Source organism: Streptomyces sp. NPDC037271, assembly GCF_055603605.1.
Map to the genome: position 1 here is coordinate 64,392 of NZ_JBVJVN010000006.1, position 17,304 is coordinate 81,695.

The window sequence follows — 17,304 nt, forward strand, 5'->3', positions numbered from 1 at the left end:
CCCGGACCACCACCCCTTCGCACCCTTCGCGCCCTTAGCGCTCCGCGGGCTTTCCGCTCCGGGGAGTGAACCTCTCCCCCCAAGACACCGTCCTAGAGGGCGCAATGTCGCCGGATGCCCGAAACGGGCCCGGATCCACGGTCTCTCGCAGAACTACGGGTGCGATGTCTGTCAGGACAGATGAGGAAATGTCGGGTGGGGTTCCGACGAAACCCAGCAGCATACGGCGGGTGCTGCGCGGCCCGCGACCGGAGGCCGTGCCCCTCCTCGTCGGCCGCGCCTGCGCGCTCGTGGGCCTGCTGGACATCGCCGCCGGCGTCTTCCCGCGGTTCCGGCACAGTCGTATGCACGCCCTCGCCGAGGTCCTGCCCGGCGCGTTCGGCCCGTTCGCGGCGGCACTCTCGCTCAGCGCCGGGGTGCTGTTGCTGCTGCTCGCCCACGGGCTCAAGCGCCGCAAGCGGAGGGCGTGGCGGGCGGCCGTGGCCCTGCTGCCGCTGGGCGCCGTCGCGCAGTTCACGTACCGGCACTCGCTCGCCGGGGTGCTGATCTCGGTCGTGCTGCTCCTTCCCCTGCTGCTGCACCGGGACCAGTTCGCGGCACTGCCCGACCCGCGCAGCCGGTGGCGGGCGCTCGCCAACCTCGTGCTCATGGGCGCCGGTTCCCTCGCCCTCGGGCTGGTCGTCGTCAACGCCCACCCGCACCACATGGTCGGCGACCCGAGCCTGGCCGACCGCATCACCCACGTGCTGTACGGCCTGTTCGGCGTCGAGGGACCGGTCGACTACCGGGGCGACACCTCCTGGACGGTCGCCTTCTCCCTCGGCGCCCTCGGCCTGCTCACCGCGATCACCACCGTCTACCTGGCCTTCCGCCCCGAACACCCCGCCGCCCGCCTCACCGACGACGACGAGGCCCGGCTGCGCGCCCTGCTGGCCAGGCACGGCGGCCGGGACTCCCTCGGCCACTTCGCGCTGCGCCGCGACAAGGCCGTCGTCTTCTCCCCCAGTGGCAAGGCCGCGGTCACCTACCGCGTCGTCTCCGGCGTGATGCTCGCCAGTGGCGACCCGATCGGCGACGTCGAGGCCTGGCCGGGCGCCATCGAACGCTTCATGGACGAGGCCCGCGCCCACTCCTGGACGCCCGCCGTCATGGGCTGCTCCGAGACCGGTGGCGAGGTGTGGACCCGCGAGACCGGGCTCGACGCCCTCGAACTGGGCGACGAGGCGGTGGTGGACGTCGCGGATTTCTCCCTCGCCGGCCGTGCGATGCGCAACGTCCGCCAGATGGTCAAACGCATCGAGCGCGCCGGTTACGAGACCCGGGTACGGCGCGTGGCCGACCTCGGTGACACCGAACTGGACCGCGTCCGCCGCGCCGCCGACGACTGGCGCGGCACGGACACCGAGCGCGGCTTCTCCATGGCGCTGGGCCGCATCGGCGATCCCACCGACGGGGACTGCCTGATCGCCACCGCGCACAAGCAGGACGCCGAACCCGGCGAGTACGGCGACCTGAAGGCGATCCTGCACTTCGTACCGTGGGGCCCCGACGGCGTGTCCCTGGACCTGATGCGCCGCGACCGCGCGGCCGACCCTGGCATGAACGAGCTGCTGATCGTGGCCGCGCTGCAGGCCGCGCCGAAGCTGGGCATCGCCCGTGTCTCGCTGAACTTCGCCATGTTCCGCGCGGCGCTCGCGCGCGGCGAGAAGATCGGCGCGGGACCGGTGCTGCGAGCCTGGCGCGGACTGCTGGTGTTCCTCTCCCGCTGGTTCCAGATCGAGTCCCTGTACAAGTTCAACGCGAAGTTCCGGCCCCGGTGGGAGCCCCGTTTCGTCGTCTACCGCGCCTCCGCCGACCTGCCCCGCATCGGCTTCGCCGCCATGCAGGCCGAGGGCTTCGTCACCCTCGCGGTGCCCCTCCCGCGCATCCTGCGACGCCGGGCGCCCGCACGCCGCCCCTGCGCACACCGGATGCCCGAACGGGACGCCCGGGCGGCGTGACCACCGGACACGGCGCGGCCACGGCACCGACGAGGCACCCGGCGCTGGACGCGGGCCGACCCGGGCCGCACCACCCGGCCCGGAGCCCGGCCGCACCACCCGGCCCGAAGCCACGCCGCACCACCCGGCCCGGAGCCACGCCGCACCACCCGGCCCGTGGCGAGTCGCACTGCCGGCCGCGATGGGGCGCGCTGCCCGGCCGCGAGGGCGCGCGCTGCCCAGCGCCTCCCCCACCCGCGGCTTCGCCCCACCGAACCCCACCGCACCCGCACAGGCCGCCGCGGGCACCCCGCCCACTGGGCCTACGCTGAACACATGAGCAAGCAGACCGGCCGCCGCCACCTCGCGGGACTGACCGTATGGGACCGCTGCGCGGTCATGGGGGTCGTCAACGTGACCCCCGACTCCTTCTCCGACGGCGGCCGCTTCTTCGACACCACGGCCGCCATCAAGCACGGCCTCGACCTGGTAGCCGAGGGCGCCGACCTGGTGGACGTCGGCGGCGAGTCCACCCGTCCCGGCGCCACCCGCGTCGACGAGGACGAGGAGCTCAGGCGTGTCGTCCCGGTCGTGCGCGGCCTGGCCTCCGAGGGCGTCACGATCTCCGTCGACACCATGCGCGCCTCGGTCGCCGAGCAGGCCCTCGCGGCCGGCGCCGCCCTGGTCAACGACGTCAGCGGCGGCCTCGCCGACCCCCGGATGATCCCGGTCGTCGCCGACGCCGAGGCCCCCTTCGTCGTCATGCACTGGCGCGGCCTCCTGGCAGGCGGCAACGTCAGGGGCACCTACGACGACGTCGTCGGCGAGGTCATGGACGAGCTCCACGCGCGCGTGGAGGCGGTCGTCGAGGGCGGCGTCGCGCCCGACCGCGTCGTCGTCGACCCCGGCCTGGGCTTCTCCAAGGACGCCGAGCACGACCTCGTCCTCCTCGCCCACCTCGACCGCCTCCTCGGCCTCGGCCACCCGCTGCTCGTGGCCGCCTCCCGCAAGCGGTTCCTCGGCCGGGTGCTCGCCGGGCCGGAGGCCGCCCCGCCCCCGGCGCGCGAGCGCGACGCGGCCACCGCCGCCGTCTCCGCGCTCGCGGCGCACGCCGGCGCATGGGCCGTACGCGTGCACGAGGTACGCGCCACGGCCGACGCCGTACGGGTCGCGCGCGCCGTGGAGGGGGCCCGCACGGCGGACCAGGGCCCGGGCTCGGGCGTGGGCTCGGGCGTGGGCTGGGGCGTGGGCTCGGAAGGCACCCGGTGAACACCCCCCACATCGACGTCGAACAGGTCGAGTCCGCCAACACCGCCTTCTACGAGGCACTGGAACAGGGCGATTTCGAGAAGGTGTCCGAGTTCTGGCTCACACCGTCCGACCTGGGTATCGACGAGTCGTACCACGATCCGGCGGACGCCGGCGTGGTCTCCTGCGTGCACCCCGGCTGGCCGGTGCTCACGGGCCGGGGCGAGGTCCTCCGCTCGTACGCGCTGATCATGGCGAACACCGACTACATCCAGTTCTTCCTCACCGACGTACACGTCTCCGTGACCGGCGACACCGCCCTGGTGACCTGCACCGAGAACATCCTCAGCGGCGGCCCCGCCCCCGAGGGCGGCGACGAGCTCGGCCCGCTCGTCGGCCAGCTCGTGGTCGCCACCAACACGTTCCGGCGCACTCCGTCCGGCTGGAAACTCTGGTCGCACCACGCCTCCCCCGTGCTGGCCGAGTCCGACGACGAGGACGGTGAGGACACACCTCCCTGACCCTGGAGGAGCAGGGAAGTGGCGGGAATCACGGACCGGCGGGCAGGGGCGGCTACCGACCCGTGACCCACCGGGGCCGCCAGGGGAAACGTACGGTGAAAACTCCCGGCCCCCGCCCGGCCCCACACCCCCCGTGACGCGGTGCTGTCAGTGACCGCGGGTAGATTCGACAGAGGCCGGCACACCGCCCGCACGCGGTACGGACCGGCCGAGACCGACGACTGCAGGAGTGATTCGCGTGGATCGTGTCGCGCTGCGCGGCCTGAAGGCCCGCGGGCACCACGGTGTGTTCCCCAAGGAACGCGAGGACGGCCAGACCTTCCTCGTGGACATCGTCCTTGGCCTGGACACCCGGCCGGCCGCGGCCGACGACGACCTGGCGAAGACCGTGCACTACGGCATCGTGGCCGAGGAGGTCGTGGCCGTGGTCGAGGGCGAGCCCGTCAACCTGGTCGAGACGCTCGCCGAGCGCATCGCCCAGGTCTGCCTGAAACACGAAGGGGTCGAGGAGGTAGAGGTATGCGTCCACAAGCCGGACGCGCCGATCACCGTCCCCTTCGACGACGTGACCGTCACCATCATCCGGAGCCGTGTATGAGCGCCCCCTTCGCCAAGGGTCCCAGCGACCCGACCGTACAGCCGGTACCCGCCTCCGTCATCGAACAGGTCGACGCCGCCGACACCACACTGTCCAACCCCAAGCGCGCGGTGATCGCCCTCGGCGCCAACCTCGGCAACCGCCTGGAAACCCTCCAGGGCGCCATCGACGCCCTGGAGGACACACCGGGCGTGCGGGTCAAAGGGGTCTCGCCGGTGTACGAGACGGAGCCCTGGGGCGTCGACCCCGACAGCCAGCCCTCGTACTTCAACGCGGTCGTGGTCCTGAAGACCACCCTGCCCCCGTCCTCCCTGCTGGAGCGGGCGCACGCCGTCGAGGAGGCCTTCCACCGCGTCCGCGACGAGCGCTGGGGCCCGCGCACCCTCGACGTCGACATCATCGCCTACGCCGAGGTCGTCTCCGACGATCCGCAGCTCACCCTGCCCCACCCGCGCGCCCACGAACGCGCCTTCGTGCTCGCCCCCTGGCACGACGTGGACCCCGAGGCCCAGCTGCCGGGACACGGCCCGGTCGCCGACCTCCTGGCCTCCGTCCCCCGGGACGGCATCGCGCCCCGCGCCGACCTGGAACTCCGGCTGCCCGAGTAGTCGTTAAGGTCGACAAGGTCAGGACGACCACGCAGGGGAACCGAAGGGACACCGGGTCACCGTGAAAGAGTTGCGCATCAGGGTGCTGGCCGGCGTGTTCGTGGTCGCCGGGATCCTGTCCTGGGCGGGCGCCCGCCTGTGGAACTCGATCGGGACCCTCCCGAGCGTCCCCCTGGCCGCCCCCGTCGTGCTCGCCCTGATCGCCGTGATCCTGCTGGCCACGGCGCTCTCGATCCGCTCCCGTCTGAAGGCCCAGCGGGAGCGCGTCCCGGACGCGAAGGGCGTCGACCCGATGATGGCGGCCCGAGCGGTCGTCTTCGGCCAGGCCAGCGCCCTGGTGGCCGCCCTGGTCGCCGGTATGTACGGCGGCACGGGCGTCTTCCTGCTGGAGTACCTCGACGTCCCGGCCCGCCGCGACCAGGCGTTCTACGCCGGTTTCTCGGTCCTGGCGGGCATCGGCGTCATAGCGGCCGCGATCTTCCTGGAGCGCGTCTGCAAGCTCCCCGACAACGACGACGAGGACACCCCGGGCACGGCCACGGCGGCCTGACCCACGGGCCGCGCCGGCCTCGGCGGCCCGGCCCGACGCGGGCCCCCGTCGGGCGGGCGCTCCCTCGGGCAGGCCCCGCACGGGACGACAGCCGCCGCTCCAGCGCCCGCCCGTACCCCGTGCGGGTCAGCGGGCCATGATCAGGCTCATCGCCTCGTTGCGCGTGGCGACGTCGCGCAGCTGGCCGCGCACCGCCGAGGTGAGGGTCTTCGCGCCGGGCTTGCGGATGCCGCGCATCGACATGCACATGTGCTCGCACTCCACGACGACGATGACCCCGCGCGGCTCGAGGATCTCCATCAAGGAGTCCGCGACCTGCGTGGTGAGACGTTCCTGCACCTGCGGACGGCGGGCGTAGACGTCCACGAGGCGAGCCAGCTTGGACAGACCCGTGATCTTGCCGTTGGTGGACGGGATGTAGCCGACGTGCGCGACGCCGCGGAACGGCACCAGGTGATGCTCACAGGTGGAGAAGACCTCGATGTCCTTCACCAGGACCATCTCGTCGTGCCCGAGGTCGAACGTCGTCGTCAGGACGTCCTCGGGCTCCTGCCACAGACCCGCGAATATCTCCCGGTACGCCCGCGCCACCCGCCCGGGCGTCTCCCTCAGCCCCTCGCGGTCCGGGTCCTCACCGACCGCGATGAGCAGTTCGCGTACGGCGTTCTCGGCCCGCTTCTCGTCGAACTCGCCGATCTGGCCCTCGCCGTCCAGCGTCACGGGGTCGGTCATCTGGTGCCTCGTTCCTGTCCTGTACTGCGGTCGGCATACATTCCGGGCCTGGTGGGGCCGCCGGGAGTGGCCGGGTCAGCTCTCCGGCCGGTCCTCCGCGGCTCGTTCCGGTGCCGGAGCCGGCTCCGCCGCGGTGCTCTTGGCGGTGGAGATCGCCGCCGTGGCGCCGTTCGCTCCGTTCGTCAGGGCGAGCTCCTTCGGGGAGAGCACCGGCGGACGGGTCGAGGGCGTGCGGCGGGAGGAGCCGGTCCAGGCGGGCCTGGCCGGGCGCTTGACGATCTGGGCGAAGACCTCGGCGATCTCCTCCTTGCCGAGCGTCTCCTTCTCCAGCAGCGCGAGCACGAGGTTGTCGAGGACGTCACGGTTCTCGACCAGGATCTCCCAGGCCTCGTTGTGCGCCGTCTCGATGAGCTTCTTGACCTCTTCGTCGACCAGCGCGGCGACCTCTTCCGAGTAGTCGCGCTGGTGAGCCATCTCGCGCCCGAGGAACGGCTCGCTGTTGTCGCCGCCGAACTTGATCGCGCCGAGACGCTCGGTCATGCCGTACTGGGTGACCATCGCGCGGGCCACACTGGTGGCCTTCTCGATGTCGTTGGCGGCACCGGTCGTCGGGTCGTGGAAGACCAGCTCCTCGGCCGCCCGGCCGCCCAGCATGTAGGCGAGCTGGTCGAGCATCTCGTTGCGGGTGGTCGAGTACTTGTCCTCGTCCGGGAGCACCATCGTGTAACCGAGGGCCCTGCCCCTGGACAGGATCGTGATCTTGTGGACCGGGTCGGAGTTCGGTGAGGCCGCCGCGACCAGGGCGTGACCGCCCTCGTGGTACGCGGTGATCTTCTTCTCCTTGTCCGACATGATCCGGGTCCGCTTCTGCGGGCCCGCGACCACACGGTCGATCGCCTCGTCCAGCATGTGGTTGTCGATCAGCTTCTGGTCGCTGCGGGCCGTCAGCAGGGCGGCCTCGTTCAGCACGTTGGCCAGATCGGCACCGGTCATGCCGGGGGTGCGGCGGGCGACGGCGGACAGGTCGACGTCGGGGGCGACCGGCTTGCCCTTCTGGTGAACCTTGAGGATCTCCAGACGGCCCTGCATGTCCGGGCGGTCGACGGCGATCTGCCGGTCGAAGCGGCCGGGGCGCAGCAGCGCCGGGTCGAGGATGTCCGGGCGGTTCGTCGCGGCGATGAGGATCACGCCGCCCTTGACGTCGAAGCCGTCCATCTCGACGAGCAGCTGGTTCAGGGTCTGCTCGCGCTCGTCGTGACCGCCGCCGAGGCCGGCGCCGCGGTGGCGGCCGACCGCGTCGATCTCGTCGACGAAGACGATGGCGGGCGCGTTCGCCTTGGCCTGCTCGAACAGGTCGCGGACCCGGGAGGCACCGACACCGACGAACATCTCGACGAAGTCGGAACCGGAGATCGAGTAGAACGGCACGCCCGCCTCGCCCGCGACGGCACGCGCGAGCAGGGTCTTGCCGGTGCCGGGCGGGCCGTACAGCAGCACGCCCTTGGGGATCTTGGCGCCGACGGCCTGGAACTTGGCCGGCTCCTGCAGGAACTCCTTGATCTCGTGGAGCTCCTCGACGGCCTCGTCCGAGCCGGCGACGTCGGAGAACGTCGTCTTGGGGGTGTCCTTCGTGATGAGCTTCGCCTTGGACTTGCCGAAGTTCATGACGCGGGAGCCGCCGCCCTGCATCTGGTTCATCAGGAACAGGAAGATGACCACGATGAGGACGAAGGGGAGCAGGGTGATCAGGAGCCCGACGATCGGGTTCTGCTTCGACGGCGACACCGTGTAGCCGTCGGGGATCTGCTTGTCCTGGTACTTGTTCTGCAGTGTGCTGGCGAGGGTCACGCCCTGGTCGCCGATGTAGCTCGCCTGGATCTTCGAGCTGCCCTTGACCTTTTCGCCGTCCTTGAGCTGAACCTGGATCTTCTGCTCGTCGCCGGTGGTCAGCTTGGCCGACTCGACCCTGTTGTCGTTGATCGCCTGGACGACCTGGCCAGTGTCAACCGTCTTGTAGCCGCCGGACGAGCCGACGACCTGCATCAACACGACCACGGCAAGGACGGCCAGCACGATCCACATGATTGGCCCACGGAAGTATCGCTTCACGTCCATCCACACGGAGCGGTGGCGCCCCGTCCCTCCTGCCATAGTGAGTTTGATAAGACAGTTCTTCTGACGGTACCCCAGCCCGGCGGCCCTCAGCCGCACAGGACCGTCGGCGTCCCGTCTGCATGCTCCAACGGCGCGGGGGCCTCCGGGGTTCCCGGTCGCCCCCCCGAAACGCCGTGGGGCCCGCTACGAGGCCGCGTCAGCCGCCGTAGACGTGGGGCGCGAGCGTACCGACGAACGGGAGGTTGCGGTACTTCTCGGCGTAGTCGAGGCCGTAGCCGACGACGAACTCGTTGGGGATGTCGAAACCGACCCACTCCACGTCGATGGCGACCTTCGCTGCGTCGGGCTTGCGCAGCAGCGTGCACACCTTGAGGGAGGCGGGCTCGCGCGAGCCGAGGTTGGAGATCAGCCAGGACAGGGTCAGGCCGGAGTCGATGATGTCCTCGACGATCAGGACGTGCTTGCCCTTGATGTCGGTGTCGAGGTCCTTGAGGATCCGCACCACGCCGGAGGACTGGGTGCCCGCGCCGTACGAGGACACCGCCATCCAGTCCATCGTGACGGGGGTGGACAGCGTGCGCGCGAGGTCGGCCATGACCATCACGGCGCCCTTGAGCACGCCGACGATGAGCAGGTCCTTGCCCGCGTACTCCGCGTCGATCTTCGCGGCCAGCTCGGCCAGCTTCGCGTCGATCTCTTCCTTGGTGATGAGTACCTTCTCGAGGTCGGCACCCATGTCGTTCGCGTCCACCCGCATCACTTTCGGTCGTCCCACCGGCCACTCCGGAGCGTCCCGGCGATCCGTACGCGGATCGGTGGGAGGGTCCGGATTCAGCCTTGCCGAATCACCAGTCTGCCACCCTGCCGCCGGGCGACGACTTTGCCGGGCAGGTTGATGGCTCCCTGACCGCGCCAGCCGGTGATCAGCCGGTCGACTTCCTCGATGTGGCGGGCGAACAGCGCGCCCGCGGGAGCACCGGCCTCGATGGCGGCGCGGCGCAGGATCCGGCGGCGCACGGCGGGCGGCAGGGCGTAGAGCTTCGCGCACTCCAGTACGCCGGTGGCGTCCCGGACGCCGGACTCGGCCTGGCGGGCCCAGGCGTCGAGGGCGTCGGCGTCGTCCCGGGAGAGCTGGGCCGTACGGGCGAGGGCCTCGACGACGCCCTTGCCGAGCGCCTTCTCCAGCGCGGGCAGGCCCTCGTGCCGCAGCCGGGAACGTGTGTACGCCGGGTCCGCGTTGTGCGGGTCGTCCCAGACGGGCAGGGACTGGACCATGCAGGCCTTGCGGGCGGTCTGCCGGTCGACCTGGAGGAAGGGGCGGCGGTAACGGCCGTCGGCCCCCGAGACCGCGGCCATGCCCGACAGGGAGCGGATGCCGGAGCCGCGGGCGAGGCCCAGCAGGACGGTCTCGGCCTGGTCGTCGCGGGTGTGGCCGAGCAGGACGGCGGCGGCGCCGTGGCGGGCGGCGGCGGCGTCCAGGGCGGCGTAGCGGGCGTCGCGGGCGGCGGCTTCGGGCCCTCCCGCGCGGCCGACGGTGACGGCGGTGGCCTCGACGGGGTCCAGGCCGAGTTCGCGCAGGCGCAGGACGACCTCTTCGGCGCGCAGGTCGGAGCCGTTCTGCAGGCCGTGGTCGACGGTGACGCCGCCGGCGCGGATGCCGAGCCGGGGCGCCTCGAAGGCGAGGGCGGAGGCGAGCGCCATGGAGTCGGCGCCGCCGGAGCACGCCACGAGCACGAGCGGTGACGGCGGGAGTCCGGACGCGCGCTCGGGCGCCCGGTCGGCGGCCGTCGCGGCGGGAACGCCGGCCGGGGTGTTCAGTTCGGTGAGGATGTCGTGGAGGACGCGGCGGACCGCCAGGCGTATCGCCGCGACCGCAGGATGGGGACCCATGTCCGGTGCCCTTCATGAAGTTGTCGGGGGTGAGCCCGAAGTTCGGTCACGCAGAGTGTGTAGATGGTGACAGAAACGGGCCGTTCCCCGAGCATCGCACGCCTGTCGAGAGCTCACGGTCCCTCGGACGGGTGATTGGAGGGGCGTTCGACTGCCGTCGGCCGGGTGCGGTTCACGCCCCGGCCGCGGGACTCACGACTCCGGCTTGCGGTGCACCCGCGCGATCCAGTCCGCCGGTTTGGAGATCTCCGACTTGGTGGGGAGGGTGTTGGGCGACGTCCAGACGCGGTTGAAGCCGTCCATGCCGCACTCGTCGACGACGGCGCGCACGAAGCGTTCGCCGTCCCGGTACTGGCGGAGCTTGGCGTCCAGGCCGAGCAGCTTGCGCAGCGCCAGGTCGAGGCGGGAGGCGCCCTTCGCGCGGCGCTGCTGGAACTTCTCGCGGATCTCCCCGACGCTCGGCACGATCGCCGGGCCGACCCCGTCCATCACGAAGTCGGCGTGGCCCTCCAGCAGGGACATCACGGCGGTGAGGCGGCCGAGGACCTCCCGCTGGGCCGGCGTCTGCACCAGCTCGACCAGGGAGCGGCCGCCGTCGTCCTCCTCGGCCTCGGGCCGGCCGCCGGCCAGCGTCTGGGCGGCCTCGCGGACCCGCTCCAGCACGGTCATGGGGTCGACGTCGGTCTCCGCGAGGAACGACTGGATCTCGCCCTCGAGGTGATCGCGCAGCCAGGGCACCGCGGTGAACTGCGTGCGGTGCGTCTCCTCGTGCAGACACACCCACAGGCGGAAGTCGTGGGGGTCGACGTCGAGTTCGCGCTCGACGTGCACGATGTTCGGCGCGACCAGCAGCAGCCGGCCGCCGCCGTTCGCACCGGCGGGGAACTCTCGGGTGGCCGGGGCGAAGGTCTCGTACTGGCCGAGGACGCGGGAGGACATGAACGACAGCAGCATGCCCAGCTCCACGCCGGTGACCTTGCCGCCGACGGCGCCGAGGACCGCGTTGCCCGCGCCGCTGCCGCGCCGCTCCTGCATCTTCTTCAGCAGGGGGCCCAGGATCTCCCGGAACCCGGCGACGTTCGCCCGGACCCAGCCGGGGCGGTCGACGACGAGGACGGGGGTGTCGTGGGCCTCCTCGGTGGCCAGACGAGTGAAGCCCCGGACGTGTTCCTCCGAGGCCTTGGCATGGCGGCGGAGTTCCGCGACGACGGCCCTGGCCTCGTCGCGGCTCACCTCGGGGCCCGGCCGTACGAGCCGGGTCGCGGTCGCCACCGCGAGATTCCAGTCGACCATGCCGGAAGATGCGCCGATGCTCGTCATTCCTCAACCGTACGTGAGCGCCGCCACTGAGGGCAGGCCGTGGCGGGCGCCGGGGTGGGCGGCCGGTGCCGGTGCGGCGCGGGAGTGGGGGCGCGGGCCGGCGCCGCGGGGGCGCCGCCGCTCCCGGGGCGGCCGGGTGGTCATGCGCAGCCGCAGGACACCAGGGTCGTCGCCGCCCGGTCCAGGGCCGCCTGGGCCGACCACGCGTCCGTCGTGCCGGAGGCCAGGAAGGCGAAGCCCAGGAGGCGGCCGTCGGCGGTGACCAGGGTGCCCGCGAGGGTGTTGACACCCGTCAGGGTGCCGGTCTTGGCGCGTACGAGGCCGGCCGCGCCGTCCGTGTAGCGGCCGGCCAGCGTGCCGGTGAAGCCGGCGACGGGCAGGCCGGTGAGGACCGGGCGGAGCTCGGGCCGGGCCGGGTCGGCCGCCTTCGCGAGCAGGTCGGTGAGCAGGCCGGCGGTGATCCGGTCGGTGCGGTCGAGGCCGCTGCCGTCGTGGAACCGGGTGCCGCGCACGGGCAGGCCGAGTTGCTCCAGGCGGGCCGGGACGGCGGCGGAGACCCCGTCGAAGTCGGCGGGCTCACCGGTCGCCAGGGCGGTGTGGCGGGCCAGTGCCTCGGCGATGTCGTTGTCGCTGGCGGTCAGCATCCGCTCGACCAGGGCCGACAGCGGGGGCGAGGAGACGGTGGCGAGGGTGTCGGCACGGTCGGTCGCCTTGGAGGGGCCTGGGGGCGACGCGTTGATGCCGTGCTGCTCCAGGAAGCCGGCGAAGGTGCGGGCGGCCTCGGCGGCCGGGTCGGGCACGCGCGGGGCGGGGCCGCTGGTGGAGTCGTCCGTGCGGGCCTCGTCGGCCATCAGGGCGGTGACGTCGGCGAGGTTCTCGTTGTCGCCGATCGGGTGCTTCTCCGTACCGGCGTACAGCGCCGTGTCGTACGACAGCGTCACCTTGCGCACGTCCCGCTTCTTCAGGGCGGCGGCGGTCTTCTCGGCGAGCGTGCGCAGGCTCGCGGGCCCTCCCCCGCTCCCGGCGCGCGTGCGCGGGCTCGCATGGTCTTCCGCGTCTTCCCCGCTCCCGGCGCGGGAGGTGCCCCCGTCGTCCTCGCGGTCCTCGCGCGCGGTGAGGGTGGGGTCGCCGCCGCCGACCAGGACGAGTTCGCCGGTGTCGGCCTCCAGGGCGGTGCGGGTGGTGAGGCGGTGGTCGGGGCCGAGGGCGGTGAGGGCGGCGACGGCGGTGGCGATCTTGGTGGTGGAGGCGGGCGTCAGCGGGACGTCGGCGTCGAGGCCGTAGAGGCGCTCGCCGGTGGTGAGGTCGACGACGGACGCCGCGCGGCGGGTGCCGAGCGCCGGGTCGTCCAGCAGGGGTCCGAGCGCGTCGGCGAGGGCCGTGCCGCCCGGCCCGGCCTCCACGCCGTCCGGCGCACCGCCGGCGGTGCCGCCGAGGCCGGCCAGGACGGAGCCGGCGCTGGGCGCGGGGCGGGGCGCCCCGGATCCCGTACCGGAGGCCCCGGATCCGCGACCGTGATCTGCGCCACCCGCGTGCTCCATGGCGACGGCCCGGTCCCGCTCGGCCGTACGCTGACCCATGGAGTCCCAGGGGCCGACGGCGGTCACCACACCGGCGGCGAGAGCCAGCCCGGCGGTGGCGGCACCGGCGGTGTACTGCCAGGTCTTCGGCCTCGTGACCCGCGCGAACTGCGGCGCCACGGCCCGCGCGGCGCGTGCGAGACGCGGACGTACGGCGCCCGCGGCCCGCGCCTCGTGCGGTCCCGCGGCCCGCCAAGGCCTCAGCTCTGGCACTATCACCAGCCCCTTTCGCGATCACCCACCTGCGTGAGGGACACTTAATCACCAGAACTATGTGCTGATCATGGAGGAGCGTCCGGTGGAGTTCGACGTCACGATCGAGATCCCGAAGGGTTCGCGGAACAAGTACGAGGTGGACCACGAGACCGGTCGTATCCGCCTGGACCGCCGCCTCTTCACCTCGACCGCCTACCCGACCGACTACGGCTTCGTCGAGAACACCCTCGGCGAGGACGGTGACCCGCTGGACGCGCTGGTCATCCTGGACGAGCCGACCTTCCCGGGCTGCCTCATCCGCTGCCGCGCGATCGGCATGTTCCGGATGACGGACGAGGCCGGCGGCGACGACAAGCTGCTGTGCGTGCCGTCGACCGACCCGCGTGTGGAGCACCTGCGTGACATCCACCACGTGTCCGAGTTCGACCGCCTGGAGATCCAGCACTTCTTCGAGGTCTACAAGGACCTGGAGCCCGGCAAGTCCGTCGAGGGCGCCGACTGGGTGGGCCGCACCGACGCCGAGGCCGAGATCGAGCGGTCCTACAAGCGCTTCAAGGACCAGGGCGGCCACTGATCAGGCACCCCTCCCGTAACGGGCCGCACGCGTGAAGCGTGCGGCCCGTTCACGTTTGGGTACGCATACTGAGGGTTACAGGAGGGTGTGTTCGAACCAGGGAGCGTTGCGCAGGTGACGGAGGCGGAGGACCGCAAACCACAGTCGGACGAGGCCCGCAGCGCCTTCCGGCCACCCGGTGGGGTCGCGGCACCGGCCGACGGCGAGTCGTCGACGACGTCCGAGTTCGAGATCCCGCAGGGGCTGGCCGTCCCGCGGCCCACCGGCACGGAGTCCGAGACGACCTCGGAGTTCGCGCTGCCCGAGGGGCTGGACGCGCCCCCGGCGGCGCCCCCGGAGGGTGAGGGGTCGGCGTTCGCCACGCCGAGCACGTACAGCGCGTGGACCGCGCCGACCACGTTCACCCCGGCGAGCGGCTTCCCGGCGGTGAACCTGACGGACGTGCCCTGGCAGGACCGCATGCGCGCCATGCTGCGCATGCCGGTGGCCGAACGGCCCGCGCCCGAGACGGCGCAGCGCCACGACGACGAAACGGGCCCCGCCGTGCCGCGGGTGCTCGACCTGACCCTGCGTATCGGGGAGCTGCTGCTGGCGGGCGGCGAGGGCGCCGAGGACGTGGAGGCGGCGATGTTCGCCGTGTGCCGCTCCTACGGCCTGGACCGCTGCGAGCCGAACGTCACCTTCACCCTGCTGTCGATCTCCCACCAGCCCTCCCTGGTCGAGGACCCGGTGACGGCGTCGCGGACGGTACGCCGCCGGGGCACCGACTACACGCGGCTCGCGGCCGTGTTCCACCTGGTGGACGACCTCAGCGATCCGGACACGAACATCTCCCTGGAGGAGGCCTACCGGCGCCTCGCGGAGATGCGCCGCAACCGGCACCCGTACCCCACCTGGGTGCTGACCACGGCGAGCGGACTGCTCGCGGGCGCGGCGTCGGTGCTCGTCGGCGGTGGGCTGACCGTGTTCGTCGCGGCCATGCTCGGCTCGATGCTCGGCGACCGGCTGGCCTGGCTGTGCGCCGGGCGCGGGCTGCCGGAGTTCTACCAGTTCGCGGTGGCCGCGATGCCGCCGGCCGCGATGGGGGTCGCGCTCACGGTGACACACGTCGACGTGAAGGCGTCCGCGGTCATCACCGGTGGTCTGTTCGCGCTGCTGCCGGGGCGGGCGCTGGTCGCGGGGGTGCAGGACGGGCTGACCGGCTTCTACATCACCGCGTCCGCGCGCCTGCTGGAGGTCATGTACTTCTTCGTCAGCATCGTCGCCGGAGTGCTGATCGTCCTGTACTTCGGCGTCCAGCTGGGCGCCGAGCTGAATCCGGACGCCGCGCTGGGCACGGGCGACGAGCCCGTCGTCCAGATCGGCGCGTCGATGCTGCTGTCGCTGGCCTTCGCGATCCTGCTCCAGCAGGAACGCGCCACCGTGCTGGCGGTGACCCTGAACGGCGGCGTCGCCTGGAGCGTGTACGGCGCCATGCACATCGCCGGCGGCATCTCGCCGGTGGCCTCCACGGCCGCCGCGGCGGGGCTCGTGGGCCTGTTCGGACAGCTCATGTCCCGGTACCGGTTCGCGTCGGCGCTGCCGTACACGACCGCGGCGATCGGGCCGCTGCTGCCCGGTTCGGCGACGTACTTCGGGCTGCTGGCGATCGCGCAGAGCGAGGTCGACAGGGGGCTGGTGTCCCTGTCGACGGCCGTGGCGCTCGCGATGGCCATCGCCATCGGGGTGAACCTCGGCGGGGAGATCTCGCGGCTGTTCCTGAAGGTGCCCGGCGCCGCGAGTGCGGCGGGGCGCCGGGCGGCGAAGCGGACGCGGGGGTTCTAGCGGTGTCGTTGCCCCGGGGCGGCGGAGCCGCGCGTCGCCGCGGTCCCGCCGCCCCCGGGGTGGTCGGTCAGCGCCCCTGGCTGTAGGGGTACTGCCCGCCCTGCTGGTCGCCGTGGGGCTGCTGTCCGTACCCCTGCGGGTACTGCTGGGCGTACGGCTCCTGCTGGGCGTACGGCTCCTGCTGGCCGTAGGGCTGCCCGTACGACGGCTGCTGCGGCTGGGGCTGGGACTGCTGGGGCGGGTACGGGTCGACGCGGCGGAGCTGGGTCGTGGCGTCGTCCATGACCGGGTACGGGTGCTGCGGCTGGTGCTGGTGCTGCTGGACCGCCGGCGGCTCGGTCGCGGCGGCGGTCTTCTTCTTGCCCCGCTCACGCAGGTACTCGACGATGATCGGGACGACCGAGAGCACGACGATCAGGACGAGGATCGGCTCGACGTTGGTCCGGATGAACTCGATCTGGCCGAGCCAGTAGCCCGCGAGGGTGACGCCCGATCCCCAGGCCACACCACCGATGATGTTGTACGTGAGGAAGGTGCGGTACTGCATGCGGCCGGCGCCCGCCACGATGGGGGCGAAGGTGCGCACGATCGGCACGAAGCGGGCCAGGACGATCGCCTTGGGCCCGTACTTCTCCATGAACTCGTGCGCCTTGTCCAGGTTCTCCTTCTTGAAGAGCTTGGAGTTGGGGCGGCTGAAGAGCTTGGGACCGAGGAATTTTCCGATCATGTAGCCCACTTGGTCACCGATGACGGCGGCCAGCACGATCAGGGTGCACACCAGCCACAGCGGCTGCGTGATGTAACTGCCCTCGGCCACGAAGAGACCCGCCGTGAACAGCAGCGAGTCGCCGGGCAGGAAGGCGAAGAGTCCGGACTCGGCGAAGACGATGAGCAGAATGCCCGGTAGAGCGAAGGTCTCGATCAGGTAGTCCGGGCTGAGCCACTCGGGGCCGAGCGCAAGCGTGGTCACGGGATTGTGGCTCCTGCTGCTGAGGGAGGCGGGCTGGACCTGGCTGCCCAAACGTACAACGCAGCCGTAGCAGTCCAGGTTCCACGGGGGTCCTCGGGGTGCACTGTGACGTTCCCCGGGGAAACGTGAGAACCATGGGTATTGAAGAATACGGCGGCGGCCAGGGTCCACAGCCCGAGGTGCTCGTCGTGACCACGAACGACCTGCCGGGCCACCGCGTGCAGGAGGTGCTCGGAGAGGTCTTCGGGCTGACCGTGCGCTCCCGGCACCTGGGGAGCCAGATCGGCGCCGGGCTGAAGTCGATGGTCGGCGGTGAGCTGCGCGGGCTCACGAAGACGCTGGTGGAGACCCGCAACGAGGCGATGGAGCGGCTCGTCGAACAGGCACGCGCGCGAGGGGCCAACGCGGTGCTGGCGTTCCGCTTCGACGTGACGACGGCGGCGGACGTGGGCACCGAGGTGTGCGCGTACGGGACGGCGGTGGGGGGGGGGGGGGGGGGGGGGGGGGGGGGGGGGGGGGGAGGGGAGGGGGGGGAGGGAGGGGGGGGGGGGGGGGGGGGGGGGGGGGGAGGGGCGTACG

15 protein-coding genes and 1 pseudogene are annotated in these 17,304 nt (G+C 72.2%); 9 read left to right on the forward strand and 7 right to left on the reverse strand.

Going from position 1 to position 17,304, the window contains the following annotated elements; translation table 11 throughout:
* The first annotated feature begins 188 nt into the window (after nucleotides 1-188).
* The 6 genes from ACZ7G3_RS13705 (at nucleotide 189) to ACZ7G3_RS13730 (ending at nucleotide 5,504) form a co-directional block, all read left to right on the forward strand.
* Nucleotides 189-2,000, forward strand: coding sequence for a phosphatidylglycerol lysyltransferase domain-containing protein (locus ACZ7G3_RS13705; RefSeq protein WP_470925797.1), 1,812 nt, complete (start codon nucleotides 189-191; stop codon nucleotides 1,998-2,000).
* A 315-nt stretch (nucleotides 2,001-2,315) separates the two neighbouring features.
* Nucleotides 2,316-3,248, forward strand: coding sequence for a dihydropteroate synthase (gene folP / locus ACZ7G3_RS13710; RefSeq protein ID WP_470925510.1), 933 nt, complete (start codon nucleotides 2,316-2,318; stop codon nucleotides 3,246-3,248).
* Nucleotides 3,245-3,748 carry a nuclear transport factor 2 family protein gene (locus ACZ7G3_RS13715; protein ID WP_426601793.1) on the forward strand — a complete coding sequence of 168 codons (504 nt, stop codon included), beginning with the start codon at nucleotides 3,245-3,247 and terminating at the stop codon, nucleotides 3,746-3,748. The genes folP and ACZ7G3_RS13715 overlap by 4 nt, the downstream gene beginning before the upstream one ends.
* 238 nt (nucleotides 3,749-3,986) lie before the next feature.
* Nucleotides 3,987-4,346, forward strand: coding sequence for a dihydroneopterin aldolase (gene folB / locus ACZ7G3_RS13720; RefSeq protein ID WP_011028954.1), 360 nt, complete (start codon nucleotides 3,987-3,989; stop codon nucleotides 4,344-4,346).
* Complete coding sequence (folK, locus tag ACZ7G3_RS13725; RefSeq protein ID WP_426601794.1) at nucleotides 4,343-4,954, forward strand: 2-amino-4-hydroxy-6-hydroxymethyldihydropteridine diphosphokinase; 612 nt, start codon at nucleotides 4,343-4,345, stop codon at nucleotides 4,952-4,954. The genes folB and folK overlap by 4 nt, the downstream gene beginning before the upstream one ends.
* Before the next feature lie 61 nt (nucleotides 4,955-5,015).
* Entirely contained in the window at nucleotides 5,016-5,504 is a 489-nt protein-coding gene (locus ACZ7G3_RS13730) for a DUF3180 domain-containing protein (protein ID WP_426601795.1), read from the forward strand.
* Nucleotides 5,505-5,630: 126 nt separating this feature from the next.
* Here ACZ7G3_RS13730 and folE read toward each other — a convergent pair whose 3' ends face one another.
* The 6 genes from folE to dacB form a co-directional block, all read right to left on the reverse strand.
* Nucleotides 5,631-6,236: a GTP cyclohydrolase I FolE gene (gene folE / locus ACZ7G3_RS13735; RefSeq protein ID WP_426601796.1), complete on the reverse strand. Its 606-nt coding sequence runs from the start codon at nucleotides 6,234-6,236 to the stop codon at nucleotides 5,631-5,633.
* A gap of 75 nt (nucleotides 6,237-6,311) precedes the next feature.
* Nucleotides 6,312-8,351: an ATP-dependent zinc metalloprotease FtsH gene (gene ftsH / locus ACZ7G3_RS13740; RefSeq protein WP_470925798.1), complete on the reverse strand. Its 2,040-nt coding sequence runs from the start codon at nucleotides 8,349-8,351 to the stop codon at nucleotides 6,312-6,314.
* 196 nt (nucleotides 8,352-8,547) lie between these two features.
* Nucleotides 8,548-9,087, reverse strand: a complete 540-nt coding sequence (hpt, locus tag ACZ7G3_RS13745; protein ID WP_229831030.1) for a hypoxanthine phosphoribosyltransferase — start codon at nucleotides 9,085-9,087, stop codon at nucleotides 8,548-8,550.
* A gap of 95 nt (nucleotides 9,088-9,182) precedes the next feature.
* Nucleotides 9,183-10,241, reverse strand: a complete 1,059-nt coding sequence (gene tilS, locus ACZ7G3_RS13750; RefSeq protein ID WP_426601798.1) for a tRNA lysidine(34) synthetase TilS — start codon at nucleotides 10,239-10,241, stop codon at nucleotides 9,183-9,185.
* Between the two features lie 192 nt (nucleotides 10,242-10,433).
* On the reverse strand, nucleotides 10,434-11,561 hold the full coding sequence (locus ACZ7G3_RS13755) for a zinc-dependent metalloprotease (protein ID WP_426601799.1): 1,128 nt from the start codon (nucleotides 11,559-11,561) through the stop codon (nucleotides 10,434-10,436).
* Nucleotides 11,562-11,701: 140 nt separating this feature from the next.
* Nucleotides 11,702-13,360: a D-alanyl-D-alanine carboxypeptidase/D-alanyl-D-alanine endopeptidase gene (gene dacB, locus ACZ7G3_RS13760; RefSeq protein ID WP_470925514.1), complete on the reverse strand. Its 1,659-nt coding sequence runs from the start codon at nucleotides 13,358-13,360 to the stop codon at nucleotides 11,702-11,704.
* Nucleotides 13,361-13,439: 79 nt separating this feature from the next.
* Between dacB and ACZ7G3_RS13765 the strand changes: the two genes are divergently transcribed.
* Both ACZ7G3_RS13765 and ACZ7G3_RS13770 read left to right on the forward strand, forming a co-directional pair.
* Nucleotides 13,440-13,931 (forward strand): inorganic diphosphatase, encoded by a 492-nt coding sequence (locus tag ACZ7G3_RS13765; protein ID WP_007452023.1) that lies wholly within the window; start codon nucleotides 13,440-13,442, stop codon nucleotides 13,929-13,931.
* Nucleotides 13,932-14,045: 114 nt separating this feature from the next.
* Nucleotides 14,046-15,755: a threonine/serine exporter family protein gene (locus ACZ7G3_RS13770; RefSeq protein ID WP_470925516.1), complete on the forward strand. Its 1,710-nt coding sequence runs from the start codon at nucleotides 14,046-14,048 to the stop codon at nucleotides 15,753-15,755.
* Between the two features lie 67 nt (nucleotides 15,756-15,822).
* On the opposite strand, the gene ACZ7G3_RS13775 is transcribed toward ACZ7G3_RS13770, so the two are convergent.
* On the reverse strand, nucleotides 15,823-16,725 hold the full coding sequence (locus ACZ7G3_RS13775) for a DedA family protein (protein ID WP_470925519.1): 903 nt from the start codon (nucleotides 16,723-16,725) through the stop codon (nucleotides 15,823-15,825).
* Nucleotides 16,726-16,859: 134 nt separating this feature from the next.
* On the opposite strand from ACZ7G3_RS13775, the pseudogene ACZ7G3_RS13780 reads away from it, so the two are divergent.
* Nucleotides 16,860-17,207 (forward strand): annotated as a pseudogene (locus tag ACZ7G3_RS13780) (YbjQ family protein); the annotation flags it as partial.
* Nucleotides 17,208-17,304 lie beyond the last annotated feature (97 nt).

Bases quoted from the DNA above. Each gene is read 5' to 3' on its own strand.
- ACZ7G3_RS13705 (WP_470925797.1), top strand. From the start codon at position 189: ATGTCGGGTGGGGTTCCGACGAAACCCAGCAGCATACGGCGGGTGCTG.
- folP (WP_470925510.1), top strand. From the start codon at position 2,316: ATGAGCAAGCAGACCGGCCGCCGCCACCTCGCGGGACTGACCGTATGG.
- folK (WP_426601794.1), top strand. From the start codon at position 4,343: ATGAGCGCCCCCTTCGCCAAGGGTCCCAGCGACCCGACCGTACAGCCG.
- folE (WP_426601796.1), bottom strand. From the start codon at position 6,236: ATGACCGACCCCGTGACGCTGGACGGCGAGGGCCAGATCGGCGAGTTC.
- ftsH (WP_470925798.1), bottom strand. From the start codon at position 8,351: ATGGACGTGAAGCGATACTTCCGTGGGCCAATCATGTGGATCGTGCTG.
- hpt (WP_229831030.1), bottom strand. From the start codon at position 9,087: ATGGGTGCCGACCTCGAGAAGGTACTCATCACCAAGGAAGAGATCGAC.
- tilS (WP_426601798.1), bottom strand. From the start codon at position 10,241: ATGGGTCCCCATCCTGCGGTCGCGGCGATACGCCTGGCGGTCCGCCGC.
- ACZ7G3_RS13755 (WP_426601799.1), bottom strand. From the start codon at position 11,561: ATGACGAGCATCGGCGCATCTTCCGGCATGGTCGACTGGAATCTCGCG.